Annotated in this window: 22 protein-coding genes and 1 pseudogene; 12 read left to right on the top strand and 11 right to left on the bottom strand. The window is 72.6% G+C overall.

Features of this window, described 5'->3' with window-relative positions; translation table 11 throughout:
* The first annotated feature begins 4 nt into the window (after positions 1-4).
* From ACY34I_RS34285 to ACY34I_RS34275, 3 genes are all read left to right on the top strand, one after another.
* Positions 5-691 carry a response regulator gene (locus ACY34I_RS34285; protein ID WP_148799625.1) on the top strand — a complete coding sequence of 229 codons (687 nt, stop codon included), beginning with the start codon at positions 5-7 and terminating at the stop codon, positions 689-691.
* Between the two features lie 270 nt (positions 692-961).
* The gene (locus ACY34I_RS34280) at positions 962-1,729 is read left to right on the top strand and encodes an ABC transporter ATP-binding protein (RefSeq protein WP_462759307.1); all 768 of its coding nucleotides are present in this window, start codon (positions 962-964) and stop codon (positions 1,727-1,729) included.
* Positions 1,729-4,281, top strand: a complete 2,553-nt coding sequence (locus ACY34I_RS34275; protein WP_462759306.1) for an ABC transporter permease — start codon at positions 1,729-1,731, stop codon at positions 4,279-4,281. The genes ACY34I_RS34280 and ACY34I_RS34275 overlap by 1 nt, the downstream gene beginning before the upstream one ends.
* 163 nt (positions 4,282-4,444) lie before the next feature.
* On the opposite strand, the gene ACY34I_RS34270 is transcribed toward ACY34I_RS34275, so the two are convergent.
* The 3 genes from ACY34I_RS34270 to ACY34I_RS34260 form a co-directional block, all read right to left on the bottom strand.
* Positions 4,445-5,089, bottom strand: coding sequence for an HAD family hydrolase (locus tag ACY34I_RS34270; RefSeq protein ID WP_462759305.1), 645 nt, complete (start codon positions 5,087-5,089; stop codon positions 4,445-4,447).
* A gap of 113 nt (positions 5,090-5,202) precedes the next feature.
* Positions 5,203-6,003 carry a neutral zinc metallopeptidase gene (locus ACY34I_RS34265; RefSeq protein WP_462759315.1) on the bottom strand — a complete coding sequence of 267 codons (801 nt, stop codon included), beginning with the start codon at positions 6,001-6,003 and terminating at the stop codon, positions 5,203-5,205.
* An 88-nt stretch (positions 6,004-6,091) separates the two neighbouring features.
* A complete protein-coding gene (locus ACY34I_RS34260; RefSeq protein ID WP_462759304.1) occupies positions 6,092-6,301 on the bottom strand; it encodes a hypothetical protein in 210 nt (69 codons plus the stop codon).
* A gap of 213 nt (positions 6,302-6,514) precedes the next feature.
* Here ACY34I_RS34260 and ACY34I_RS34255 point away from each other — a divergent pair, with 213 nt between their 5' ends.
* A complete protein-coding gene (locus tag ACY34I_RS34255) occupies positions 6,515-6,916 on the top strand; it encodes a YciI family protein (RefSeq protein WP_462759303.1) in 402 nt (133 codons plus the stop codon).
* A gap of 3 nt (positions 6,917-6,919) precedes the next feature.
* A complete protein-coding gene (locus ACY34I_RS34250) occupies positions 6,920-8,152 on the top strand; it encodes an RNA polymerase sigma factor (RefSeq protein WP_462759302.1) in 1,233 nt (410 codons plus the stop codon).
* A 154-nt stretch (positions 8,153-8,306) separates the two neighbouring features.
* On the opposite strand, the gene ACY34I_RS34245 is transcribed toward ACY34I_RS34250, so the two are convergent.
* On the bottom strand, positions 8,307-8,483 hold the full coding sequence (locus ACY34I_RS34245) for a hypothetical protein (protein WP_187413626.1): 177 nt from the start codon (positions 8,481-8,483) through the stop codon (positions 8,307-8,309).
* Between the two features lie 326 nt (positions 8,484-8,809).
* Between ACY34I_RS34245 and ACY34I_RS34240 the strand changes: the two genes are divergently transcribed.
* On the top strand, positions 8,810-9,469 hold the full coding sequence (locus tag ACY34I_RS34240) for an HNH endonuclease family protein (RefSeq protein WP_148799639.1): 660 nt from the start codon (positions 8,810-8,812) through the stop codon (positions 9,467-9,469).
* 39 nt (positions 9,470-9,508) lie between these two features.
* Here the strand turns inward: ACY34I_RS34240 and ACY34I_RS34235 are convergent, their stop codons facing one another.
* Positions 9,509-9,760 carry a hypothetical protein gene (locus ACY34I_RS34235; protein ID WP_148799657.1) on the bottom strand — a complete coding sequence of 84 codons (252 nt, stop codon included), beginning with the start codon at positions 9,758-9,760 and terminating at the stop codon, positions 9,509-9,511.
* A gap of 45 nt (positions 9,761-9,805) precedes the next feature.
* Positions 9,806-10,645, bottom strand: coding sequence for an alpha/beta fold hydrolase (locus ACY34I_RS34230; RefSeq protein WP_462759301.1), 840 nt, complete (start codon positions 10,643-10,645; stop codon positions 9,806-9,808).
* A 71-nt stretch (positions 10,646-10,716) separates the two neighbouring features.
* Here ACY34I_RS34230 and ACY34I_RS34225 point away from each other — a divergent pair, with 71 nt between their 5' ends.
* The 3 genes from ACY34I_RS34225 (at position 10,717) to ACY34I_RS34215 (ending at position 13,615) form a co-directional block, all read left to right on the top strand.
* Positions 10,717-11,067 (top strand): hypothetical protein, encoded by a 351-nt coding sequence (locus tag ACY34I_RS34225; RefSeq protein WP_148799643.1) that lies wholly within the window; start codon positions 10,717-10,719, stop codon positions 11,065-11,067.
* A 175-nt stretch (positions 11,068-11,242) separates the two neighbouring features.
* Positions 11,243-13,198, top strand: a complete 1,956-nt coding sequence (locus ACY34I_RS34220; protein WP_462759314.1) for a zinc ribbon domain-containing protein — start codon at positions 11,243-11,245, stop codon at positions 13,196-13,198.
* Between the two features lie 54 nt (positions 13,199-13,252).
* Positions 13,253-13,615 carry a hypothetical protein gene (locus ACY34I_RS34215; protein ID WP_462759300.1) on the top strand — a complete coding sequence of 121 codons (363 nt, stop codon included), beginning with the start codon at positions 13,253-13,255 and terminating at the stop codon, positions 13,613-13,615.
* Positions 13,616-13,617: 2 nt separating this feature from the next.
* Here ACY34I_RS34215 and metH read toward each other — a convergent pair whose 3' ends face one another.
* The gene (gene metH, locus ACY34I_RS34210) at positions 13,618-17,133 is read right to left on the bottom strand and encodes a methionine synthase (RefSeq protein WP_462759299.1); all 3,516 of its coding nucleotides are present in this window, start codon (positions 17,131-17,133) and stop codon (positions 13,618-13,620) included.
* Positions 17,134-17,437: 304 nt separating this feature from the next.
* Between metH and ACY34I_RS34205 the strand changes: the two genes are divergently transcribed.
* Entirely contained in the window at positions 17,438-18,307 is an 870-nt protein-coding gene (locus tag ACY34I_RS34205) for a PAC2 family protein (RefSeq protein ID WP_148804658.1), read from the top strand.
* A gap of 132 nt (positions 18,308-18,439) precedes the next feature.
* The gene (locus ACY34I_RS34200; RefSeq protein ID WP_148804657.1) at positions 18,440-19,231 is read left to right on the top strand and encodes a GntR family transcriptional regulator; all 792 of its coding nucleotides are present in this window, start codon (positions 18,440-18,442) and stop codon (positions 19,229-19,231) included.
* 142 nt (positions 19,232-19,373) lie between these two features.
* On the opposite strand, the gene mshC is transcribed toward ACY34I_RS34200, so the two are convergent.
* From mshC to ACY34I_RS34180, 4 genes are all read right to left on the bottom strand, one after another.
* On the bottom strand, positions 19,374-20,612 hold the full coding sequence (gene mshC, locus ACY34I_RS34195; RefSeq protein WP_462759298.1) for a cysteine--1-D-myo-inosityl 2-amino-2-deoxy-alpha-D-glucopyranoside ligase: 1,239 nt from the start codon (positions 20,610-20,612) through the stop codon (positions 19,374-19,376).
* A gap of 67 nt (positions 20,613-20,679) precedes the next feature.
* Positions 20,680-21,498 (bottom strand): SCO1664 family protein, encoded by an 819-nt coding sequence (locus ACY34I_RS34190; protein ID WP_462759297.1) that lies wholly within the window; start codon positions 21,496-21,498, stop codon positions 20,680-20,682.
* A complete protein-coding gene (locus ACY34I_RS34185) occupies positions 21,495-22,073 on the bottom strand; it encodes a DUF3090 domain-containing protein (RefSeq protein ID WP_148804654.1) in 579 nt (192 codons plus the stop codon). Before ACY34I_RS34185 ends, ACY34I_RS34190 begins: the two co-directional genes overlap by 4 nt.
* A gap of 171 nt (positions 22,074-22,244) precedes the next feature.
* The gene (locus ACY34I_RS34180) at positions 22,245-22,958 is read right to left on the bottom strand and encodes a histidine phosphatase family protein (RefSeq protein WP_462759296.1); all 714 of its coding nucleotides are present in this window, start codon (positions 22,956-22,958) and stop codon (positions 22,245-22,247) included.
* 515 nt (positions 22,959-23,473) lie between these two features.
* Here ACY34I_RS34180 and ACY34I_RS34175 point away from each other — a divergent pair.
* Positions 23,474-23,740: pseudogene (locus ACY34I_RS34175) on the top strand (hypothetical protein); the annotation flags it as partial.

Raw genomic sequence — 23,740 nt, 5'->3', positions numbered from 1 at the left:
ACGGATGACCGACAGCACGGCGAACGCCCGACCGGTGCGGATCCTGCTCGCCGACGACCAGCCGCTGCTGCGTACCGGGTTCCGGATGGTGCTCGGCACGGAGGACGACCTGGACATCGTGGCCGAGGCCGGTGACGGGTTGGAGGCGGTGGAGCTGTCCCGGCGGCTGCTGCCCGACGTGGTGCTGATGGACATCCGGATGCCGCGGATGGACGGGGTGGCGGCGACCCGGGCGATCGTGGACGCGCGGCTGCCGGTACGCGTGCTGATCCTCACCACCTTCGACCTGGACGAGTACGTGGTCGGCGCGCTGCGGGCCGGGGCGAGCGGCTTCCTGGCCAAGGACGTGCCGGCGGAGGACCTGGTCACCGCGATCCGGACGGTGGCCGCCGGGGAGGCGGTGGTGGCGCCGCGGATCCTGCGGCGGCTGCTGGACCGCTTCGCCGACGTGCTGCCCGACCCGGCGGCGACCCCGCCGAAGGCGCTGAGCTCGCTGACCGAGCGCGAGCGGGAGGTGCTGGTGCAGGTGGCGCGCGGGTTGTCCAACGCTGAGATCGCCCGGGCGCTGTCGGTCAGCGAAACCACCATCAAGACCCACGTCGGGCACGTGCTGACCAAACTGGGGCTGCGCGACCGGGTGCAGGCGGTGGTGCTGGCGTACGAGACGGGGCTGGTGCGGCCGGGCGGTTGAGCGGCCGGCGGGTGGCGGCCGTCACCTACCGTGACCATCGTCGCGCCGGCAGGGTTGACCATGACGCGGCGTCAGGTCCTAGCGTCGGCGCCGCCGCACGGGTCAGGGGTGACCCTGAGCCGGCCTCGGGGGCGTCCCCCAGCGGAATTTCCGGCGACGGTTCCGCCCGGGGACGGACGGATCGGCGACCGGCAGCACCGAGGATGGGACTTGCCGCACCGGCCAGCGGGGGCGGTGCGGATCGGCAGGTAGACGGAAGAGGTAGATGACGTGACCGCGATGGTAGGCCGTCAGGCGCAGGCCGCGGCCCGGGCCAGCGACGTGTGGAAGGTGTACGGCAGCGGCGAGGCTCAGGTCATCGCGCTGCGGGGGGTGAGCGCCGAGTTCGAGCGGGGCCGGTTCACCGCGATCATGGGCCCGTCCGGGTCCGGCAAGTCGACGCTGATGCACTGCCTGGCCGGCCTGGACTCGGTGACCCGGGGCGCGGTCGCCATCGGCGACACGACGGTGACCGGCCTCAACGACGCCGGGTTGACGAAGCTGCGCCGTGACAAGGTCGGCTTCATCTTCCAGCAGTTCAACCTGCTGCCCACGCTCACCGCGCAGGAGAACATCCTGCTGCCGTTGTCGATCGCCGGCCGCAAGCCCGACCCGGCCTGGTACAACACGGTGATCGAGACGGTCGGTCTGCGGGACCGGCTCGGGCACCGGCCGGCGCAGCTGTCCGGCGGTCAGCAGCAGCGGGTGGCGTGCGCCCGGGCCCTGGTCGCCCGCCCCGAGGTGATCTTCGCGGACGAGCCGACCGGCAACCTGGACTCCCGCTCCGGCGCCGAGGTGCTGAACTTCCTGCGCAACTCGGTGCGCGAGCACGGCCAGACGATCGTGATGGTGACCCACGACCCGACCGCCGCCGCGTACGCCGACCGGGTGGTGTTCCTCGCCGACGGGCAGATCGTCTCGGAGCTGATCGAGCCGACCGCCGACACGGTGCTGGACACCATGAAGAAGCTGGACGCCCCGACCGAGGTGAACGGCTGATGATCCGGGCGACCCTGAAGAGCCTGCTGGCCCGGAAGCTGCGGCTGATCCTCTCCGGTCTGGCGGTCGTGCTGGGGGTGATGTTCGTCTCCGGCGCGTTCGTGCTGACCGACACCCTCGGCCGCACCTTCGACGCGATCTTCGCCGACGCGTACGAGGGGGTGGACGTCAACGTCGCGGCAAAGCCGAAGATCGCCGTGTCGGAGATGGAGGGCGAGCAGACGGCGGCGCCGTTCCCGGCGGCGACGGTGGACAAGGTCCGCGCGGTGCCCGGGGTGGCCGAGGCCATCGGCGTGGTTGCCGCCGACGGGGCCCGGCTGATCGGCAGCAACGGCAAGGCGGTCGCCTCGTTCGGCCCGCCGCAGCTGGGCGAGAACTGGACCGGCGAGAACGAGCAGGTGCAACTGCGCGAGGGGCACGAGCCGCGGGCCGACGACGAGATCGTCATCAACCAGGGCCTCGCGACCGCCGGCAAGGTGAAGCTCGGCGACCGGGTCGGGGTGCTCACGCCCCTGCAGCCGAAGCAGGACTTCACCATCGTCGGGATCTTCGGCTACAGCGGCGGCCGCGACTCGATCGGCGGCAGCAACGAGATCATGTTCACCACCCCGACGGCGCAGCGGCTGATGCTGGGCGAGCCGAACACGTTCAACAGCGTGACGGTCAAGGCCGCCGGCGGGGTCACCGACGAGTCGCTGCGCGACGCGGTGGCCGGCGCCCTGGGTGACGGATACGTGGTCAAGACCGGCGAGCAGCTCTCCACCGAGGCCGCGCAGGGCTTCAAGACGGCGCTGTCCTTCTTCAACCGGATCCTGCTCGGCTTCGCGGCGGTGGCGCTGCTGGTCGGCACGTTCCTGATCCTCAACACCTTCTCGATCATCGTCGCGCAGCGGACCCGGGAGCTGGCCCTGATGCGCGCCGTCGGGGCGAGCCGCCGGCAGATCATCGGCTCGGTGGTGCTGGAGGCCATCGCGGTGGGCCTGATCGCCTCCGTGTTCGGCCTGGCCGCCGGCGTCGGCATCGGCGCGCTGCTGGCGTGGGCCTTCGGCAACCTGGCCGGCGGGCTCAGCCTGGCCGGAATCGGCGTACCGGCCGCGGCGGTGATCGGCGCGTTCGCCGTCGGCCTGGTGATCACCGTGGTGGCGGCGCTGCTGCCGGCGCTGCGCGCGTCCCGGATCCCGCCGATCGCGGCGATGCAGGACGTGGCCACCCCCGACCGGCCGCTGACCCGGATCACGGTGGCCGGCACGCTGGTCACCGCCGTCGGCGCCGCGCTGCTCTTCCTCGGGCTCAGCGGCAACGCCGGCGACAACACCCTGGCCACCATCCTGGGCGGCGTGCTCTTCGCCTTCATCGGCGTGGCGCTGCTGACCCCGTTGATCAGCCGCCCGGTGGTCTCCCTGCTGGGGGCGATCTTCGCCTGGTCGGTGCCGGGGAAGCTGGGCCGGCTCAACTCCGGGCGCAACCCCCGCCGCACGGCGATCACCGCCGCCGCGCTGATGGTCGGCATCGCCCTGGTCACCGGGGTGACGGTGATCCTGGATTCGGCGAAGGGCAGCATCAGCGCGCTGGCGAAGGACACCATCAAGGCGGAGCTGGTGATCGCCGGGTCGCAGAGCGGCCCGCGGCCGCCGAGCTTCGACCCGGCAGTGCTGGACAAGGCGGCCGCGCTACCCGGCGTGCAGCTGGTCGACGGCGAGTACGGCGACATGGCCCTGGTGGGTGGCAAACGCACCTGGGTGGCCGCGTCCAGCAACGTGGCCGCGCTGGAGCGGATCTTCGGGGCGAAGGCCACCGCCGGCGACATCAGCCGGCTGAACCCGGACCAGATGCTGGTCAGCTCGGACACCGCCAAGTCCCGGGGCATCTCGGTCGGTTCGACCGTGCCCGTGCAGCTGTCCCGCGGCGAGGCCCGCACCTACACGGTCAGCGGCATCTACGAGAGCTCCCAGCTGACCAATCCGGTGATGCTGCCGCCGCAGGCGGCCCGCGACTTCGCCATCCCGCAGCCGATCCAGGGCTTCGTGCAGCTCGCCCCGGGCGCCCGGGTGGCCGACGTCCAGCCGCAGGTGGAGCGGCTGCTCGCGGACTCTCCCGAGGTCTCGGTGGCCGACCGGGACGCGTTCATCAAGCAGCAGACCGGCTCGCTCGACGGGCTGCTCCAGATGATCCAGATCCTGCTGGCGCTGGCCATCGTGATCGCGGTGCTCGGCATCGTGAACACCCTGGCGCTGTCGGTGCTGGAACGCACCCGGGAGCTGGGCCTGCTGCGGGCGATCGGACTGCGCCGGGCGCAGACCATGCGCATGATCACCGTCGAGGCGGTGGTGATCTCGGTGTTCGGCGCGCTGCTGGGCGTCGTCGTCGGCAGCGGCCTCGGCGCCGCCGTGGTCCGGGCGCTGAAGGACGAAGGGATCAACGACCTGATCCTGCCCTGGGGTCAGATGGGGGTCATGCTCGGCCTCGCCGCGATCATCGGGGTGGTCGCCGCCGTCCTGCCGGCGATCCGCGCCGCCCGGATCAACGTGCTGGGCGCGATCGCCCACGAGTGATCCCGGCACCTGCGACGGCCCCTGCCACCGGTTGGCAGGGGCCGTCGCACGTGTCTGCCCGATCGCGGCCACCCGCACCACCCCCGGCTGGCCGCTATCAGGCCGTGGCGGTGGTTCGGGGAAGCCGCCGGGTAGATCGAGAGTCCCGCGACGGCCCGGAGGGTCAGCCCGCGCGGCCGCAGAGCGCCGCGAGCAACTCCAGGTCCGCCCCGGTCAGGCTCTCCAACTGGTGTACGCCGTCGGTCGGCGGCAGCGGCACCTCGGCCGGCACGGCCAGCACGGCCGCCCCGGCGGACAGCGCGCTGGCCACCCCGGTCGCCGAGTCCTCGATCGCCACGCACCGCGCGATCGGCACGTCGAGCAGCCGCGCCGCAGTCAGGTACGGCTCCGGGTGCGGCTTGGTCGCGTCCACCTCGTCACCGCAGACCACCGCGTCGAAGCTGTCCCGGCCGAGGGTGTCCAGGGCCACCTCGACCAGCGGCCGGACGCTGGAGGTGACCAGGGCGGTGGGGATCCCCGCCGCGCGGACCGCGCGCAGCAGCGCCAACGCGCCCGGCCGCCACCGCAGCCCGGTGCGGAACAACTCCAGGATGCGCGCGTTGATCCACTCGGCGCTGGCCTGCGGGTCCCGCTCCGGCTGACCGAGGTCGTCGTGCAGGATCCGCATCGACACCCCCATGCTGGTGCCGATCATGGCCATCCGGGCGGTGTCGGACAGGGTCCCCCCGTACACCGCCGCGACTTCCTGCAACGCGACGTCCCACAACTTCTCGCTGTCGACCAGGGTGCCGTCCATGTCGAAGAGCACGGCGGCGGGATGCTTGCTGATCAGCGGGGGCCTCCTCCGGTGGGCGTACCCCCGATCCTCTCAACCGGACGCGGACGGCCGTCGACCGAACCCGCCGAGGGTGACCTGCGGCATCAGCCCAACCCGCAGGCGTCCAGGGAGCTCTCGTAGCCGCGGAAGAACGAGTCGGTGCGCTGCTCGGCGGTGCCGTGGGAGCCCTCCGCGAACCACGGCTGGTCCGGGTCGTCGCCGACCGCCAGCAGCCCCTCCCGGAACTCGTCCAGATCCCCCTTGTCCAGGGTCAGCGTCCCGGCGCGGACGTTGTCGCCGATGTACGCCCCGGCCAGGCAGTCCGCCTGCAACTCCTGCTCGATGGTGAAGTTGTAGCGGATGCCGAGGCGGACCTGCACACCGTGGGCGTACTCGTGGCCGAGCAGGTAGAACAGGAACGCGTCACCGACCTGCCGGAACGCCGCCACCGACCAGTTCACGTCGTAGGCGATGAAGTCCCCGGCCGAGCAGTAGACCGCGTTGTTGCGCGGCAACGCCGCACCACCGCACGAAACCTCACCCGCCCTGGTGTACGCCACCACCCGCCGGATCGGCTGGAACCGCCGCCCCGAGGCCTGGAACTCGGCGGTCCAGTAGCGCTCGGCGATGCCGACGGCGTCGCGGAAGTCCTGCTCGAACTCCGCCACGCTGGTGGTGCCGTCCGCTCGGGTGGTCTGCGCGCCCGGCGAGGCCGGCCCGCTCCGTGATGGGCGGGGCTGCCGCGGCTCCCCCTGGTCGACCCCGCCGACCATGCACCCGGCCGCCACCACCGCGGCCACCAGGAGGCCGGCCAGCGGTCCCGGCCGCCGGCGTGCCGCCGTGTCCCCCACCGTCGCCTCCCCGGCTGAGTCGCTGGCTGCGCAGTACCCCGACCGCGCCCCGATGATGCCACCCGTGATCACGTGCCCCGCCGGCGATCGTTCACTGATCGGCGGTGTGGAACAGCAGCAGCCGGCGTCCGGGGCGCGCCGGTCAGCCGGTGAAACCGTGGCCGCCCCGGTTCCATCCGTCGCTCTGCGCGTGCTCCCGCTCGGCCGCCCGCCGGTGCCTCTCCGCCCGCGCCGCCCGCACCACGCTCGGATCGTCGTCGGAGCTGAGCCGGCGGCGGTCCCGCCAGCCGACGTACCCGACCGCCGCGGCGACGACCGCGGCCACCACCGCCAGCACCACCAGAACCGTCATGAACGCCACAGTAGAACCGCTGCGCCCGCCGCGGGGGGCGGCGACGCCCAGCCACGACCGGCCCCAGCGTCGACGCGCCCGCCCGCGCCCACCCGGCTGATCGACTCCGGCCGGATCGGCCGATCCGCCCCTACGCTGGTGTCCGGGGCGACGCCCCGGCTCCGACGTCCCGGGTGAGCGGCGCCCGCCGGGCGCCTCCCGAGAGGAGAGACCGTGAAATATCTGATCATGCTCTACGGCAGCCAGCAGGACTACGACACCCTGGCCGGGCGGCCCGGCGACCGGCCGCCGATGAGCCCCGAGCAGATCGCGGCGATGCACGCCCACATGGAGACCGTCCACAAGGAGCTGGCCGAATCCGGGGAACTGGTCGACGCGCAGGGGCTGACCGCCCCGGTGTACGCCCGCCGGGTCCGGCTGCGCGGCGGCGCCCCGGTCGTCACCGACGGGCCGTACGCCGAGACGCAGGAGGTGCTCGCCGGCTACACCCTGGTCGAGTGCGCCAGCTTCGACCAGGCCACCGAGATCGCCGCCCGGTTCGTCAACCCCGACGCCGAGGGCGAGTACGTCGACGTGCGCCCGATCGTGGACGGCTTCGAGGACCTCCAGGGCTGACCGGTGGCCGACGGAGGCGCCGAGGACCTGCTGCGCGCCCTGGCGCCGCAGGTCCTCGGCGCGCTGGTCCGCCGGTACGGGCACTTCGACACCGCCGAGGACGCCACCCAGGAGGCGCTGCTCGCCGCCGCCAGCCGGTGGCCCGACACCGGGCCGCCCGACGACCCGAAGGCCTGGCTGATCACCGTCGCGTCCCGCCGGCTGACCGACCTGCTCCGCGCCGAACAGGCCCGCCGGCGCCGCGAGGACACCGTCGCCCGCCAACTTCCGGCCGACCGGTGGCTGGCCCCACCCGCCGACCGCCCACCGGACGACGCCGACGACTCGCTGATCCTGCTGTTCCTCTGCTGCCACCCGTCGCTGCCGCCGGCCGGGCAGATCGCGCTCACCCTGCGGGCGGTCGGCGGGCTCAGCACCACTGAGGTGGCCCGGGCGTTCCTCGTGCCGGAGGCCACCATGACCCGGCGGATCACCCGCGCCAAGCAGCGCATCCGGGACAGCGGACTGCCGTTCGCCCTGCCCGCCGGGCAGGAGCGCGCCGCCCGGCTCGACGCCGTGCTGCACGTGCTCTACCTGATCTTCAACGAGGGGTACGCGAGCACCGCCGGCGAGCAACTGCACCGCACCGACCTGCGCGCCGAGGCGATCCGGCTGGCCCGGCTGGCGCACCGCCTCACCGACGACCCGGAGGCGACCGGGCTGCTGGCGTTGATGCTGCTCACCGACGCCCGTACCCCGGCCCGGACCGGACCGGACGGCGCGCTGGTGCCGATGGCCGAGCAGGACCGGCGCCGCTGGCGCGGCGAGCAGATCGCCGAGGGCACCCGGCTGGTCGCCGCCGCGCTGCCCCGCGGCGCGGTCGGCCCGTACCAGCTCCAAGCGGCGATCGCCGCCCTGCACGACGAGGCACCCAGCGTCGAAGCCACCGACTGGCCGCAGATCGTCGCCCTGTACGAGATGCTGCTGACCCTGCACGACAACCCGGTGGTCCGGCTCAACCACGCGGTCGCGGTGGCCATGGCGCGTGGACCCCGGGCCGGGCTGGCGCTGCTGGACGCCCTCGAAGCCGACCGCCGGGTCGCCGAGGACCCCCGCCGGTACGCCGCCCGCGCCCACCTGCTCGAACTCGCCGGGGAGACGGACGCGGCGCGGCAGGCGTACCTGTCGGCGGCCCGCCGCTCGATGAACCTGGCCCAGCAGCGCTACCTGCACGCCCGCGCGGCCCGCCTGGGCTGACCGGCGGCCAGTACGTCGCGGCGCAGGGCCGCCAGCCGCCGGCGGAGGTCCCTACCGCCGCGGTCGGTCAGCCGGCGGTGTCCGGAGGTTCCGCGGACCCGGTCGTGCTTCTAGGCCGGCGAGCCACCCGCCGACCTGACAGACGCGCCCTTCCTCAGTCGAGGCCGCGCATGATGTGTGGCTCCCCGTCGTCGTCGCCGAAGCAGCGGTGCAGCACCTGGGCCTGGGCCCACAGGTCGAGGCTGCTCGGCGGTTCCTCGGGAGAGTCGGCTGGCACGCCGACGATCGTGGGCGTGGCCGGCCGGACCTTGACTGGCGTGTCCTCGGCCATCGTCGTCCCCTTCCCCTGTCACCTTATCCTCGCCAGGGCCGCTCGACGCCCGCATCTTGCGGGCTGTCGGATCCACGTCATGCGCATACCCCCGGCCGGCCGCTCGACACCGGGACGCGGGGACCGACGGCCAGCCTCCGCATGGGCGCTGGAGGGCGGTTGGAGCCGCGGTCGACGCGGCGGCGCCGGCCGGATGGCCGGCTCATTCGGCGCGGTGGCGGACAGGGTACGCCCGCCCCTCATCACCCGTTCACGGAAATTGATCTAGACCGTTACTTCCATGCGTGTCTATATAGATGCAGTCACCCCCAACCGGACGGAGCATCATGAACCGCACCCTGCGCGCAACGGCCATCAGCCTCGCCGCGACCGTGGCCGCCACCCTCGGCCTCACCCAGCCCGCCTGGGCCGCCAGCTACTCGGCCCCCCTCACCACCGCGGTGGCCAGCCTCCCCGTCGCCACCGAGGTCCGCACCGGCTACAGCCGCGACCTGTTCCCCCACTGGATCGACGCCGACGGCGACGGCTGCAACACCCGCAACGAGGTCCTCATCGCCGAGGCCACCACCAAACCCACCATCAGCGGCACCTGCACGCTCTCCGGCGGCCGCTGGTACTCCTACTACGACAACGCCTACTGGACCCTCACCAGCGACCTCGACATCGACCACATGGTCCCCCTCGCCGAGGCCTGGGACTCCGGCGCCCGCAACTGGACCACCAGCCGCCGCCAGGCGTACGCCAACGACCTCGGCGACTCCCGCGCCCTGGCCGCCGTCACCGACAACGTCAACCAGTCCAAGGGCGACCAGGACCCGGCCACCTGGATGCCCCCGTACGCCTCCGCCCGCTGCCGCTACCTCAACGAGTGGGTCGCCGTGAAGATCCGCTGGCGGCTGACCGTCGACAGCGCCGAGAAGAGCGCCCTGACCAGCTGGGCGAACAACTGCCCCAACAGCACCATCTCGGTCACCTACGCATACTGACCGCGCCGCTCCGGGCCGGCCCACCCACGGGCCGGCCCGTCAGGCGGTCCAGCCGAGCCAGGCGCCACCGGCCGAGACGACCGCCAGCCAGATCAGCACCGCCGACAACGGCGCCAACGGCACCAGCGCCGGCCGCCGCCGCAACAGCCGGACCCCCACCGCCAGCAACACCGTCCACACCACCAGGAGCCCGGCCAGCGCCCAACCCGGCACCACCAGGCCGCTCACCGCGTACCAAAACCCGACGGCCAGGTGCACGGCCAGACCGAGCCACCCGACCACGCGTGTCATCCGCACCCCTCCATCGTGCGGCCCCGTCAGGCCGACCGGCGACCGTCATCCGGTCAGGAACGCCTCCACCGACGCCGCGAAGACCGCCGGATCGTCGACCCACGGGAAGTGACCACTGTCCGGCTGGACCACCAGCTCGGCAGCGCCGAACAGGACGGCGAGCCGCCGCACCGCGGCCGCGGTCGGCCAGATGTCGTGCTCACCGGCCAGCAGCAGCGTCGGCACGGTGAGCTCACCCAACCGCGCCGGCAGCGCCGGATCGGGTTCGAACCCCGCGTAGAACCCGTCGGTGGCGGCCGGCGCGAACTGGGCCGGCTCGGCCGCGGCCTGCGCCTGAGCCGCAGCACCCCAGCGGCCGTACAGCAGCGGCGCCGCCTCCCACCGGTAGCGCTGCTGCTCCTCCGGCGTCGCCGGCACGGCGTGCAGCGCCGCCACCGCGGTGGCGTGCCACGGCTCGTGCGCCCGCCGGGAAAGCACGCTGTCCACCGCCAGGTCCGAAGGCAGCCCGACCACCCGCAACGACGGCGCGACCAGCACCAGGTGGGCCAGCCGCACCGCGTGCCGAGCCGCGTAGAGCAGGCAGATCCCCCCGCTGGCCGAATGCCCGAACAGGTCCATCCGCTCGAAGCCCAGATGCTGTCGCAAAGCCTCCACGTCGTCGACAAGGCGGTCGACCCGATAGGTGGCAGGGTCCGCGGGAACGGCCGACGCGCCCGTCCCCCGGTTGCCCAACAGGATCAAGGTACGGCGGCCACTGAGCCCGCCCAGCTCACCCAGGTACTCCACCGCCTGCCCCGGGCCACCGGGGATGCACACCAGCGGCGGCCCGGAGCCGACGACTCGGTACGCCAGTTCGGTGCCGTCCCAGGACCTGAAGCTCTCCATCGCAGCGATCCTGCCAGCCGCGCGATCGGGCGGCCTACCCGGGCACGGACCCGACGCCGTACGGTCACCGCATGATCGCCGCGATCCTCGGTGCCACCGCTCGTCACCGTCGCCGCATCCTCACCGCGGGCATCGCGGTAGCCACCGTGGACGCCGCCGCGGCGGCGCTGGCTCAGCCGGCCGGCCAGCAGCTCGCACCGATCCTGGCCGCGCTCGGGGCGCTGCTGATCCTGGGGCTGGCCAGCTGGCTCCAACCCCGTCCGGCGACGTTCGCGGTTCAGCCGGAGGTGCCCGCCTTCGCCAGCCCCGTCCGGGCAGGACCGGTATACCTGGCCCTCTGCGCTCTGCTCGTCGCCGCGGAGTCGGTGGGCGAACTGCTCCGCTCGGTCAGGCTCACCGACTTGATTAGGAATCATCAGTGATCATAGATTGGCCGTGTGGAACCTCCCCGACTCTTAAAAGCCGTGCAGCGTTTCGGTGTACCCCTCTGACGCTAGGTGTTTGGGTTGACTCGGGAGAGATTCAGGTGACGCGGGTCGGGCGTAAGTGCTGGTTGTCCGGCATCGGTGTTGTGGAGGCGGTGGGTCGGTGAGCGGGATGGTGCCGCTGGGCGAAGGCGAGACCTTGCGCACCGCGTGTGCCCGCGCCGTGCTGCGGACAGGCGTGGACGAGGGGACCGGTGAGGTCCTGTCGCAGGCCGTGCTTGCGCAACGTATCGGCTGGTGCGCCGACCTGGTGGCGGGGATGGTCTCCGACCTGTTGGCGGAGCGCTGGAATCCCGCGGATGTGGACGTGTTGGCCTCCGGTGTGGACGCCGGCGGCCGGAAGCTTCCGTCGAACGCCTGGATGGCGTTGCGGCGCTTGGGTTGGACGGTCGCCCCGACTGAGGGTGTGAGGGTCAATGACCGGATCGTGCGCATGGCCCAGGAGCAGGCCGGACGGGCGCTGCGCTCGGCGTCGTGGCGTGCGGGCCTGACCTCCGGGGTGTTGGCGACGTGGCCGGCCGATCCGCGTCAGCGCACCGTGCAGGAGTGGGAGCAGGTGCGTCGGGCGGTTCCGGGCGGGGAGCATCTGCCGTCCAGCATGATCAAGTCCCGCACGCGGCAGGCCGCCAGGTTCCTTGCCGCCAATGGCCGTCTGCCGGTGGACGTGTTCGAACTTGAAGGCGTCCCACGGGTCGCGCGGATGCTGCTGTTGGCCGCGTGTGACCGGCAGCAGGCCAGCATCGAACGCAGCGACACCGACCCTGCGAGGGTGTTGCTGCGGTTGCAGTTGCCGACGCGCCCGGATCCGCGAGCCTACGCGGATTGGACGTGGGTGGCTTGTCCGATCAGCCTGCCGCCCACGGTCCCCGCGGGCGCGGTGGTGCACCTGCCCAGCCTCCGCCTCACCGGCCGGCAGGTGCACGCCGATGTCGCGTACACGCACGCTGTGCCGAAGGTCCGGCGGACCGGTCACTCGGTGGCGCTGGGTGTGGACTGGGGGCTGAACACTCTCCTCAGCGCGGGAGCCCTGCGACTGCACGAGGGCGGGCGGATCACGGCGTTGGGGGCTGGTGGTCAGTTCCGGGCGGCCGGGGTCCTGGCCAAGCAGCACCGGCTGCGCCGGCACGGTGAGCGGTTGCACGCCAAAGCCGACCACTACCAACGCCTCATCGGCGTCGACTCCCGGCATCAACTCGTCGGTAAGCATGCGGTCTTGCGTGACGAGATCCGCCACGTCTCCGACCGCCGCTCCAACCTCAACAACGCGCTCGCGTGGGCTGCCGCCCGCTGGGTCGTGGATCAGGCGATCGCCTCCCGGGCGACCGTCGTCTACGTCGAAGATCTGCGGTCGTTGGAAGCCAAGGGCATGGGCGCCACCCTGAACACGCGCCTGTCGCAGCAGGTGCGCGGGCAGATCGTCGACCGGATGCGGCACCTCGCCGCCGAGGCGGGTATCGCCGTGGTCACCGTCCCGGCCCGGAACACCTCGAAGCATTGCCCGCAGTGCCTGACTCCGCTGCGGCACTGTAAGGCCCCTGACAAGCCGACCGTGGCGGGTTGGAAGTGGGCCATCTGTCCCCGCCAGTCCTGCCGGTGGCAGGGCGACCGAGATCAGGGTGCCTGGCGGCGGATCGCCGCCCGCGGCCTGACCCATCAGGCCAAGACCGTCATCGACAAGGCCAGCGGGCACATGGTCATCCGCGCCGTGGTCGAGAAACTTGAAGCCTCCGCGATCATCACGACAAGCCACCGGGGGGACCGGTCGAAGACTGGCCCCACCCGGCGCAAGCCACCACGCCCCGCGCCCAGGCGACGCAGGGCACCCTCCCCCACCCGATCCGAAGGTCAGGCGGGTAAGCGTCCGGAGGGACACGCACCAACGGACCGGCCAAGGCTGCCCCGCGCAGCCCACCGACACCAGGGCGTGAACACGACCAGCACACCCACCACCGGCCACCAGCCACGAGGAGCCGCGTTGGGCGCAGGATTCCACTTCCACGCCCACGCGACCCCACCACGGTGGGAAACGATCCCGGAAACCCCATCCGACTCAGGATCAATAAGCTGATCAGAGACGCTCGGGAGCCCGCAGGCGCTCGACTCCCAGCCGACTGCCATCTCCATGCCGATCCTCGCCGCCCTGCTCGTCGTCGCCGCATGGCGTGGGCTCGGCGTCCAACTACGGCAAGACGGCGTGCACGTCCGATACGTCCTCGGCTTCCTGATCGTGCCGTGGGAGGCAATGCCTGCGGAACACACCCACCGCCCCGCCGACCAGCCACCGACCTTGCGCCTCGGGTACGCCCGGCCCGAGCTGGTGCAGCGTCGTGGGCGGGCACCAGCAGGCACCCTGCCCACCGACAGCATCGACGCCCAGTTCCTCGCCGACGCCATCCGGCACTACGCCCTACACCCCGAACACCGAGCCGCGATCGGCACCGAACGAGAGCACCAGCGACTACACGAAGCGCTGACCGATCGGTAGCGTCACTTGGCGTTGAAGTAGCTCGCCTCCGGGTGGTGCACCACGATCGCGTCGGTGGCCTGCTCCGGCACCAGCTGGAACTCCTCCGACAACTGCACCCCGATCCGCTCCGCGCCCAGCAGCTCCACGATCTTCGCCCGGTCCTCCAGGTCGGGGCAGGCCGGGTAGCCGAACGCGTACCGGCAGCCGCGGTAGTCGGTGCGCAGCAGACCAGCCAGATCCGCCGGATCGTCGTCGGCCACCGTACGGCCGCCCGGCAGGGTCAGCTCGGCCCGGATCCGCCGATGCCAGTACTCGGCGAGAGCCTCGGTGAGCTGCACGGACAGGCCGTGCACCTCCAGATAGTCGCGGTACTCGTTGCCGGCGAACATCTTCGCCGTGTACTCGCTGATCGGCTGCCCCACGGTGACCAGCTGCAACGCCACCACGTCCAGCTCGTCGCCCTTCGGCCGGAAGAAGTCGGCCAGGCACAGCCGCCGCTCCTGCCGCTGCCGGGGGAACGAGAACCGGGCCCGCTCGCTGTGCCCGTTCTCGTCCAGCACCACCAGGTCGTTGCCCTCCGAGTACGCCGGGAAGTAGCCGTACACCACGGCCGCCTCGAGCACCTGGTCGGCGATCAGCCGGTCCAGCCAGTACCGCAGCCGCGGCCTGCCCTCCGTCTCCACCAGCTCCTCGTACGACGGGCCCTTGCCACCCCGGGCGCCGCGCAGCCCCCACTGCCCGAGGAACGTGGCCCGCTCGTCGAGCAGCGCCGCGTAGTCGGCCAGCGGCAACCCCTTGACCACCCGCGTGCCGAAGAACGGCGGCTTCGGCACCTCCACGTCAACGGCCACGTCGGAGCGGACCGAGGCGTCGTCCAGCTCCGGCAGCGCCTCGTGCACCATGGCCCGCTGCCGCTCCCGCCGCTCCCGGCGGGCCGCCAGGGCCGCCTCCCGCTCCGGGTCGACCACCGGCGCGCCGCCCCGCTTGGCGGTCATCACCCGGTCCATCAGGGACAGCCCCTCGAAGGCGTCCCGGGCGTAGTGCACCTGCCCGGGGAACATCCCCCGCAGGTCGTCCTCCACGTACGCCCGGGTGAGCGCCGCCCCGCCCAGCAGGACCGGCCAACGCTCCGCCACCCCGCGCGCGGCCATCTCGGCGAGGTTCTCCTTCATGATGACCGTGCTCTTGACCAGCAGGCCGGACATGCCGATCGCGTCGGCCCGGTGCTGCTCGGCGGCGTCGAGGATCGCGTTGATCGGCTGCTTGATGCCGATGTTGACGACCTCGTAGCCGTTGTTGGACAGGATGATGTCCACCAGGTTCTTGCCGATGTCGTGCACGTCGCCCTTGACGGTGGCGAGCACGATGCGGCCCTTGCCGCCGTCGTCGGTCTTCTCCATGTGCGGCTCCAGGTAGGCCACCGCGGTCTTCATCACCTCGGCGGACTGGAGCACGAACGGCAACTGCATCTGGCCGGAGCCGAACAGCTCGCCGACCACCTTCATGCCGTCGAGCAGCAGGTCGTTGATGATGGACAGCGACGGGCGCCCCTCGGCCATCGCGGTGTCCAGGTCGGCCTCCAGGCCGTTGCGCTCGCCGTCGATGATCCGCCGCTTGAGCCGCTCGTCCAGCGGCAGCGCGGCCAACTCCTCGGCCCGGGTGGCGCGCGCCGACGCCGCGTCGACGCCCTCGAAGATCTCGATGAACCGCTGCACCGGGTCGTAGCCCTCGCGGCGGCGGTCGTAGATCAGGTCGAGGGCAACCTCGCGCTGCTCGTCGGGGATCTTCGACATCGGCAGGATCTTGCTGGCGTGCACGATCGCCGAGGTCAGGCCGGCCTGCGCGCACTCGTGCAGGAAGACCGAGTTGAGCACCTGCCGGGCGGCCGGGTTCAGTCCGAAGGAGACGTTGGAGACGCCCAGGGTGAAGTTGACCCCGGGGTAGCGGGTCGAGATCTCCCGGATCGCCTCGATCGTCTCGATGCCGTCGCGGCGGGTCTCCTCCTGACCGGTGGCGATCGGGAAGGTCAGCGCGTCGATGAGGATGTCCTCCCGGCGCAGCCCCCACCGGCCGGTCAGGTCCTCGATCAGCCGGGCCGCGACGCGTACCTTCCAGTCCCTGGTGCGGGCCTGGCCCTCCTCGTCGATGAGCAGGGCGACCACGGCGGCGCCGTGCTCCCGGACCACCGGCATCACCCGCGCGTAGCGGGAGTCGGGGCCGTCGCCGTCCTCGAAGTTCACCGAGTTGACCACGCAACGCCCGCCGAGCATCTCCAGCCCGGCCTCGATCACCGCCGGCTCGGTGGAGTCCAGCATGATCGGCAGGGTGGAGGCGGTGGCGAACCGGCCGGCCAGCTCGCGCATGTCCCGCGTGCCGTCCCGGCCGACGTAGTCGACGCACAGGTCCAGCAGGTGCGAGCCGTCCCGGGCCTGGCCGCGGGCGATCTCCACGCACGCCTGCCAGTCGCCGGCGAGCATCGCCTCCCGGAACGCCTTGGAGCCGTTGGCGTTGGTCCGCTCCCCCACCATCAGGACGCTGGCGTCCTGCGCGAACGGCACGTGGTGGTAGATCGACGAGACCCCCGCCTCCGGCCGCGGCTCCCGGGTCGCCGGTCGCGTCCCGCGCAGCCGCTCCACCAGCACCCGGATGTGCTCCGGCGTGCTGCCGCAGCAGCCGCCCACCAGGGACACGCCGTACTCGTTGACGAACTGCTCCAGCGCGTCGGCCATCTCCACCGGCGTGAGCGGGAAGTAGGCCCCCTCCGCGGTCAGCACGGGCAGGCCGGCGTTCGGCATCACCGACAGCGGGATCCGCGAGTGCTGGGACAGGTAGCGCAGGTGCTCGCCCATCTCCGCCGGGCCGGTCGAGCAGTTGAGCCCGATCAGGTCCACCCCGAGCGGCTCGATCGCGGTCAGCGCCGCCCCGATCTCGCTGCCCAGCAGCATCGTGCCGGTGGTCTCGACGGCGACGTGGCAGATGATCGGCACCTGCCGCCCGAGCTCGGCCATCGCCCGCTTGGACCCGATGACCGCGGCCTTCACCTGGAGCAGGTCCTGGCAGGTCTCCACGATCAGCGCGTCCGCGCCGCCGACGATCAGACCGGCGGCGTTCTCCTGGTACGCGTCCCGCAGCGAGGCGTACGCGGCGTGGCCGAGGGTGGGCAGCTTGGTGCCGGGGCCGATCGAGCCGAGCACGAAGCGGGGCTGCTCCGGCGTCGCGTACGCGTCGGCGGCCTCCCGGGCCAGCCGCGCTCCCGCCTCGGACAGCTCCCGGATCCGCCCGGCGATGCCGTACTCCGCGAGGTTCGGCAGGTTGGCGCCGAAGGTGTTCGTCTCGACGCAGTCCGCCCCGGCCGCCAGGTACGCCTCGTGCACCCCGCGGACGACGTCCGGCCGGGTGACGTTGAGGATCTCGTTGCAGCCTTCGAGGCCGTCGAAGTCGTCCAGGGTCAGGTCGGCCGCCTGGAGCATCGTCCCCATCGCCCCGTCGGCGATGAGGATCCGGTCCGCCAGCACATCGAGCAACGAAGTCCGCACAGAGCCAGGTTAGTGCGACAGTTCCGCACACGGTTGTCGCAAGCGTGCCTTCCCACATACTGTCAGCGGGATCACCACGTCCCTTTCGCCCCCTTCGGCCGGGTTGGTCACGCCGGCCGACCGGCGCGGCCGACGGGCCGCAGCCCGCGCCGGCACGTAGGCTGGCGGACGTGAGGAACATCAGGGACGCGACCGTGCGACGGCTCCAGGTCGCGGCGCGGCGCCAGACGCGCCGAGCTGGCGTTGTCATAGGCCGGCGGACGTCCGGGCAACCCGCTCCCGGCGAGCAGGGCGAGGTGACGGCGTGACCGAGTTCGACGGACTGCCGGTGCTGCGGTCCCCGGTCGCCATCGCGGCCTTCGAGGGCTGGAACGACGCCGCGGACGCCTCGACCGCCGCCGTGGAGCACCTGGAGCAGGTCTGGCAGGCCCGGCAGGTGACCGAGCTGGACCCGGAGGACTTCTACGACTTCCAGGTGAGCCGGCCGACCATCACCATGGCCGACGGGGAGACCCGCCGGGTGGAGTGGCCGACCACCCGCTTCATGGTGGCCAGCCCACCCGGCACCGACCGGGACGTGGTCCTGATCCGCGGCATCGAGCCGAGCATGCGCTGGCGCACCTTCTGCGAGCAGGTCCTCGAGATCTGCCACAGCCTCGAGGTCGAACGCGTGGTGCTGCTCGGCGCGCTGCTGGCCGACGTGCCGTACACCCGGCCACTGCCGATCAGCGGCAGCGCGTCGGACGCGGACGCCGCCAAGCGCTACCAGCTCACCCCCACCCGCTACGACGGGCCGACCGGCATCGTCGGGGTGCTGCACGACGCCTGCGCCCGGGCCGAGGTCGACGCGGTGTCGTTCTGGGTGCACGTCCCGCACTACGCCAACAACCCGCCCTGCCCCAAGGCCACCCTGGCGCTGCTGCACCGGGTCGAGGAGGTGCTCGACCTGCCGGTGCCGATGGCCGACCTGGCCGAGGAGGCCGCCGAGTGGGAGCAGCGGGTGCGCAGCGCGGCCGAGCAGGACGCCGAGCTGGGCGAGTACGTCCGCGAGCTGGAGGAGCGGGTCGGTGACGCCGGCATCACCCCGCTGACCGGCGACGAGATCGCCCAGGAGTTCGAGAAGTACCTGCGCCGCCGCGGCGGCTCCGCCGGCCCGACCGCCGGCTCCTGGTAGCCCCTCCCCCGATCAGCCGAGCGCGCCGGGCTCCGGACACCTCGTCCGGGGCCCGGCTTTTGGCGTGTCCGGGGTGGCGAGGTTGCCCCCGCCACGACATCCTAGGAACCTAGCTGTCACAAGGAGGCGGGCATGCAGATCAACCCGGGCGCGGCCGAGTTCCCGCACCGGCAGATCGCCGCGCAGCTCAAGGCCCAGGTCCGCCGCGGCGACTGGGGGCCCGGCGAGCGGCTACCGTCCATCCCGGCCATCGCCGAGATGTTCGGCGTCGCGAAGCAGACGGTGCAACGCGCCGTCGACCAGCTGCGGGTCGAGGGCATCCTGATCACCAAACCCGGCTCCGGTACGTACGTCCGGGGCACCCGGCGCCGGCTCAACCGGCTCTCCCGCGGCCGATACGGCGGCTTCCGCGGCTACCACACCGACCTGGCCGCCCGGTACCGGCAGCAGCTCGTCTCGGTCGGCCGCGCCCCCGCCCCGCCGGAGGTGGCCGACGCGTTCGGGGTGCCCGACGGCACCGAACTGCTCTGCCGGCGGCACCTGGTCCGCACCGACGAGTCGCCGGTCGAGGTGGGCGCCTCCTGGTTCCTGCCGGCCGACACCACGGGCACCTCACTGGAGCGGGCCGAGGCGTTCGGCCGCCCGCTCTACCAGGAGGCCGAGGAGGCCACCGGCCGCCGGTACGTCACCGCGACCGACACGATCAGTGCCCGCCAGCCCAGCCGGGAGGAGGCGGAGATCCTGCAGATCCGGCCGGACACCCCGGTGCTGCACCTGCTGCACGTCGCCTACGACGAGCGGCGCAAGCCGATCGAGGTCGCCCAGGCCACCTGGCCCGGCCCGATGACCACGCTCACCGAGGAGTACAAGATCCCCGCCCCGGCCGAGCAGCCCGACCCGGACCCCGGCCTCGTCCTCGGCTGAGCCCGCCGCCCGTCCCGGTCCGGGCCGAGGGTCGCCCTCGAACATGGATGTAGTGGCCTCGGCCGTACGGGGAGGCCACCACATCCCGGATCGAGCACGATCCTGCGCGCCGGGATGACGGCGCGGCCTGGGCCGCGTCGGGTCAGAGGCGGATGCCCAGGAGCGCGTCGACGGTGTCCGCGAAGAGCTTCGGGGCGGCGTTGTCGTCGGCCACCCCGGCGAGGGCCTGCGCGACCCAGGCGTCCGCCACGGCCAGGGCGCCGGGGGTGTCCAGGTCGTCGGCGAGGCGGGCGCGCACCCCGGCCAGCAGCTCGTCGCCGGACGGCCCGGCCGGCGCGGCCGCGGCCCGGCGCCAGCGGGCCAGCCGCTCCTGCGCCGCGACCAGCAACTCGTCGGTCCACGAGCGGTCGGCCCGGTAGTGCCCGCTCATCAGGGCCAGCCGGACGGCCATCGGGTCGACCCGGTCCGCCCGCAGCCGGGACACGAAGACCAGGTTGCCCCGGGACTTCGACATCTTCTCCCCGTCCAGGCCGATCATCCCGGCGTGCACATAGTGGTCGGCGAACGGCGCCTGGCCGGTCAGCCGCTCGGCGTGCGCCGCCGAACACTCGTGGTGCGGGAAGAGCAGGTCGTTGCCGCCGCCCTGCACGGCGATCCGATCACCGAGCAGGTTCAGCGCGATCACCGCGCACTCGATGTGCCAGCCGGGACGCCCGGCACCCAGCTCGCCGCCCGGCCAGGACGGTTCCCCCTCCCGGGCCCCGCGCCACAGCAACGGATCCAGCGGGTCCCGCTTGCCGGCCCGGTCCGGGTCGCCGCCGCGCTCCGGGAAGATCTCCAGCATCTGCTCCCGGGACAGGTTCGACTCGTAGCCGAACTCCGGGGCCGCGCTGATGTCGAAGTAGACGTCGCCGGTGCCATCGTCGAGCCGGTACGCCGCGCCGTCCTTGAGCAGCACCAGGACCTTCTCGGCGATGTCCGGGATCGACTCGACCGCGCCGACGTAGTGCTCCGGCGGGATGATCCGCAGCGCCTCCATGTCCTCCCGGAACAGGGCGGTCTCCCGCATGGCCAGGACCTTCCAGTCCTCACCGTCGCGCTCGGCCCGCTCCAGCAGCGGGTCGTCGATGTCGGTCACGTTCTGCACGTACCGCACGGTCAGGCCGGCGTCCCACCACATCCGCTGCACCAGGTCGAAGGCGATCATGGTGGCCGCGTGCCCGAGGTGGGTGGCGTCATACGGGGTGATGCCGCAGACGTACATCGAGGCGACCCCGTCGGGCTGACTGGGCTGGAGACCCTGCCGTGCCGAGTCGTACAAACTCAGTGGCTCGCCCCGGCCCGGCAGCCGTGGCACCTCGTGTCCCGCCCAAGACTCCATGCCCGCCAGCCTAACGATCCGTCAGGCGCTCGGGGTGCGCGCCGCGGGTGATCAACACGACAACGGCTCACATGGGCGGCCAGGGCATCGCCGGCCAGTCCTCCGGGGGCAGCGGGAACCGCCCGCTCTCCCGCAGCCGGTCCACCCGGGCCGCCACCGCGGCGACCTCGCCGACGGTGAGGTGGTCGGCCAACTCGTCGCCGAGCGTCCCGGTGAGCTGCCCGGCCAGCCCGGCCAGCATCTCCACCGCGTCCGGCGGCAACTGCCGGCCGGCCCAGCCCCACAGCACCGTACGCAGCTTCTCCTCGACGTGGAAGCAGACGCCGTGGTCGACCCCGTAGATCCGGTCGTCCGGGCCCACGATGACGTGACCGCCCTTGCGGTCGGCATTGTTGAGCACCGCGTCGAGGACGGCGAGCCGGGCCAGGCGCGGGTCGTCGGCGTGCGCGAGAGCGTACGCGGCGCCGTCGTCGTCGCGGGCCGCGGCGACCGGGAACCAGCGCGGCGGCAGGGCCTCGGCCGGGACGAAACCGACCAGCGGCTCGACGTCCTCCGGCTCGTCGATCCAGAGCTGGCAGGAGCCGGGGCCGAACGGCCCGTCCCGCAGCACGGTGGGCGGCACCAGGTCCCACCCGCTCGCCCGGGAGACCAGGTACGCCGACACCTCCCGGCCGGCGAGCGTCCCGTCCGGGAAGTCCCAGAGCGGACGCTCGCCGCGGACCGGCTTGTAGACGCAGCGCGCGGTCGCCCCGTCGAGAGTGAGGATCCCGCGCAGGGTGGTGTTGGAGGCGTCGACCAGCCGCCCCTCCAGGGTGAGCTCACCGTCGGTGAGCAGCCGCAGCGCGGCGGCGCCGTCCTGTCGGGGCTGGAGTTCCGACGAGGTCACCGGTGATAACCGTTGTGCCGCGGGCAGAGGTGCCCGGCGGGGTCCAGGGGCTGGCCGCAGAGCGGGCAGGGCGGACGGCCGGCATTCACCACGCGGCGGGCCCGCTCGATGAACGCGCGGGTCGCCTCGGGGGTCAGCCGCACCCGCAACCGGTCGAGGTCGTCGTCCGGCTCATCCGGGTCCTCGTCCTCGTCGTCGTCGGCCTCGCCCAGCGCGACCTCGACCTCCGCCTCACCGGCGGCGATCGCCTCGATCACCACGGTGGCGCTGTCGACGTCGAAGGCCAGGCCCAGCGTGCCGACCCGGAACTCCTCGTCGACCGGGGTGTCCAGCGGGTCGTTGTCGCCGACCACGACGGACGCCTCGGGCAGCTGAACGCCGAACCGGCGCTGCGCCTCGGCGAGCAACTCCTCCAGCTTCTCGGCGAGCAGGGACACCTGGACCTTCTCCAGCGCGACGCTGACCAGCCGACCACCGCCGCGCGCCTGCAGGAAGAACGTACGCTCCCCCGGCGGGCCGACGGTTCCGGCGACGAACCGCTCCGGCGGCTCGAAGGCGTGCACCTGGTGGGTCATACCCACGACCCTATCCGGAGGGCGGAACCGCCGTGCAGCGCACCGACGCTGAATCCGCCCAGGGCGAAACACCGGCACCCACAGGGGCTGTTCCCGGGCGTGGCGGGGCGGCTCATCGGTTCACCTTTGTCCGCGACTGCGGGGCTCGCAGGACCGGCTCACTCCTCGCGCTCACGGGGCCGCTCCCGCGCCGCCGCCCACCGCCGCGTCCGAGTCCGTGGCCCGCGCCGACCGCCGGCGGCGCTTTCGCGGCGGCGGCACCAGCCCGGCCAGATCACCGCCCGTGTCGTTGAGCCGGACCAGGAACGGCCGCAGCGGCGTGTAGCGGATCGCCGTCACCGACGCCGGGTCCGCGACGATCCGCTGGAACAGATCCAGGTGTACGCCGAGCGCGTCCGCCACGATGGCCTTGATCACATCGCCGTGGCTGCACGCCAGCCAGACCGCCTCCGGCCCGTGCTCGGCGGTGATCCGGGCGTCCCAGGAACGCACCGCCGCGACCGCCCGCGCCGCCATCGCCGCCATCGACTCCCCCTCCGGGAAGACGGCCGCGCTCGGGTGCTGCTGGACCACCGGCCAGAGCGGCTCCTTCGCCAGCTTCTTCAGCGGCTGCCCCTCCCAGCTGCCGTACCCGCACTCGATCAGCCCCTCCTCCACCACCGGCTCGGCCTGCGGGAGGGCCAGCTCCAGGGTCTGCCGGCAACGGACCAGCGGGCTGGTCACCACCGCCGCCAGCGGCAGCCCCGTCAACCTCTCGCCGACCGCCGTGGCCTGGGCGCGCCCGGTCTCGTCCAGCTCAACCGGCTGCCGGCCGGCCAGGCCGCCGTCGGCGTTCGCGGTGGTCCGGCCGTGTCGCAGAAGCAGAAGGGTCGCCACGCTGACCACCCTAGGCGGTGCGACGCCCGTTCTCCGCGCTGCGCCCCTGGCCGCCCCGTGCCGATTGGACCTTGATCGACTCCACGTACGGGATGTGGCGGTATCAGCGGCTGTCGTATACCGCCGTTTACGCGACGTGGAGGTGGATCACCGGAGGTTCGTGCACCCGGTCAGGTGGCCGATGATGTCCGGTTTGCCGGTGGCCGGCGGCATCCCCCGGCCGGAATGGTGGGCGGCCAGGGGGCGTTGTACATGGGTGCACGGCCGAGGAAGGCGCCCTGTGTCAGGGCTGCCGGGTGAGCCCGGGTCGGAATGACGGTGGGCCGCCGGTCGTTGAACATGGTCCCGGCCGCCGCGGAGAGGCGATCCCCCGTCGCCCCGCTGGCCAGCCGGTCGAAGACTTCGCCCCGACGGTCACCGACTCGTAAGTCTCGGCGGCCTTTCAAGCACCTGACGGTGCTTGCGTGCCCCGCCCGACCCCCATGGGCTGTTTGGCACGCCAACCCCCGAATGGAGCTTTCGTCATGAACACGATGCTGCGTAAGAGCGTGCTGGGTCTGGCTGGTCTGGCGTTCGCCGGTGGTCTGGCGGCCGGTCCGCTGCACCACCAGGACACCACCCCCACTGCGACGTCCGGGCTGATCCCGGCCGCCGTCGTGCAGGCCGACAAGCCGGACATGGGCAAGCTGATCCCGCATGGTGTGCAGGGCGCCCAGTCGAAGATCACCCTAAACGACGAGCAGGTCGGCAACGCGAAGGCGATCATCGCCGCCACCAAGAAGGCCGGCCTC

This window comes from Micromonospora sp. RTBAU3-60 (genome assembly GCF_054963695.1).
Note: the sequence above shows the minus strand (reverse complement) of the source record. Positions and strands in the feature narration are given on the sequence as shown.

Excerpts from the sequence above, each read along its gene's own strand:
- ACY34I_RS34285 (WP_148799625.1), top strand. The coding sequence starts at position 5 with ATGACCGACAGCACGGCGAACGCCCGACCGGTGCGGATCCTGCTCGCC.
- ACY34I_RS34275 (WP_462759306.1), top strand. The coding sequence starts at position 1,729 with ATGATCCGGGCGACCCTGAAGAGCCTGCTGGCCCGGAAGCTGCGGCTG.
- ACY34I_RS34260 (WP_462759304.1), bottom strand. The coding sequence starts at position 6,301 with ATGACGGTTCTGGTGGTGCTGGCGGTGGTGGCCGCGGTCGTCGCCGCG.
- ACY34I_RS34245 (WP_187413626.1), bottom strand. The coding sequence starts at position 8,483 with ATGGCCGAGGACACGCCAGTCAAGGTCCGGCCGGCCACGCCCACGATC.
- ACY34I_RS34240 (WP_148799639.1), top strand. The coding sequence starts at position 8,810 with ATGAACCGCACCCTGCGCGCAACGGCCATCAGCCTCGCCGCGACCGTG.
- ACY34I_RS34235 (WP_148799657.1), bottom strand. The coding sequence starts at position 9,760 with ATGACACGCGTGGTCGGGTGGCTCGGTCTGGCCGTGCACCTGGCCGTC.
- ACY34I_RS34230 (WP_462759301.1), bottom strand. The coding sequence starts at position 10,645 with ATGGAGAGCTTCAGGTCCTGGGACGGCACCGAACTGGCGTACCGAGTC.
- ACY34I_RS34225 (WP_148799643.1), top strand. The coding sequence starts at position 10,717 with ATGATCGCCGCGATCCTCGGTGCCACCGCTCGTCACCGTCGCCGCATC.
- ACY34I_RS34220 (WP_462759314.1), top strand. The coding sequence starts at position 11,243 with ATGGTGCCGCTGGGCGAAGGCGAGACCTTGCGCACCGCGTGTGCCCGC.
- ACY34I_RS34215 (WP_462759300.1), top strand. The coding sequence starts at position 13,253 with ATGCCGATCCTCGCCGCCCTGCTCGTCGTCGCCGCATGGCGTGGGCTC.
- ACY34I_RS34200 (WP_148804657.1), top strand. The coding sequence starts at position 18,440 with ATGCAGATCAACCCGGGCGCGGCCGAGTTCCCGCACCGGCAGATCGCC.
- mshC (WP_462759298.1), bottom strand. The coding sequence starts at position 20,612 with ATGGAGTCTTGGGCGGGACACGAGGTGCCACGGCTGCCGGGCCGGGGC.
- ACY34I_RS34185 (WP_148804654.1), bottom strand. The coding sequence starts at position 22,073 with ATGACCCACCAGGTGCACGCCTTCGAGCCGCCGGAGCGGTTCGTCGCC.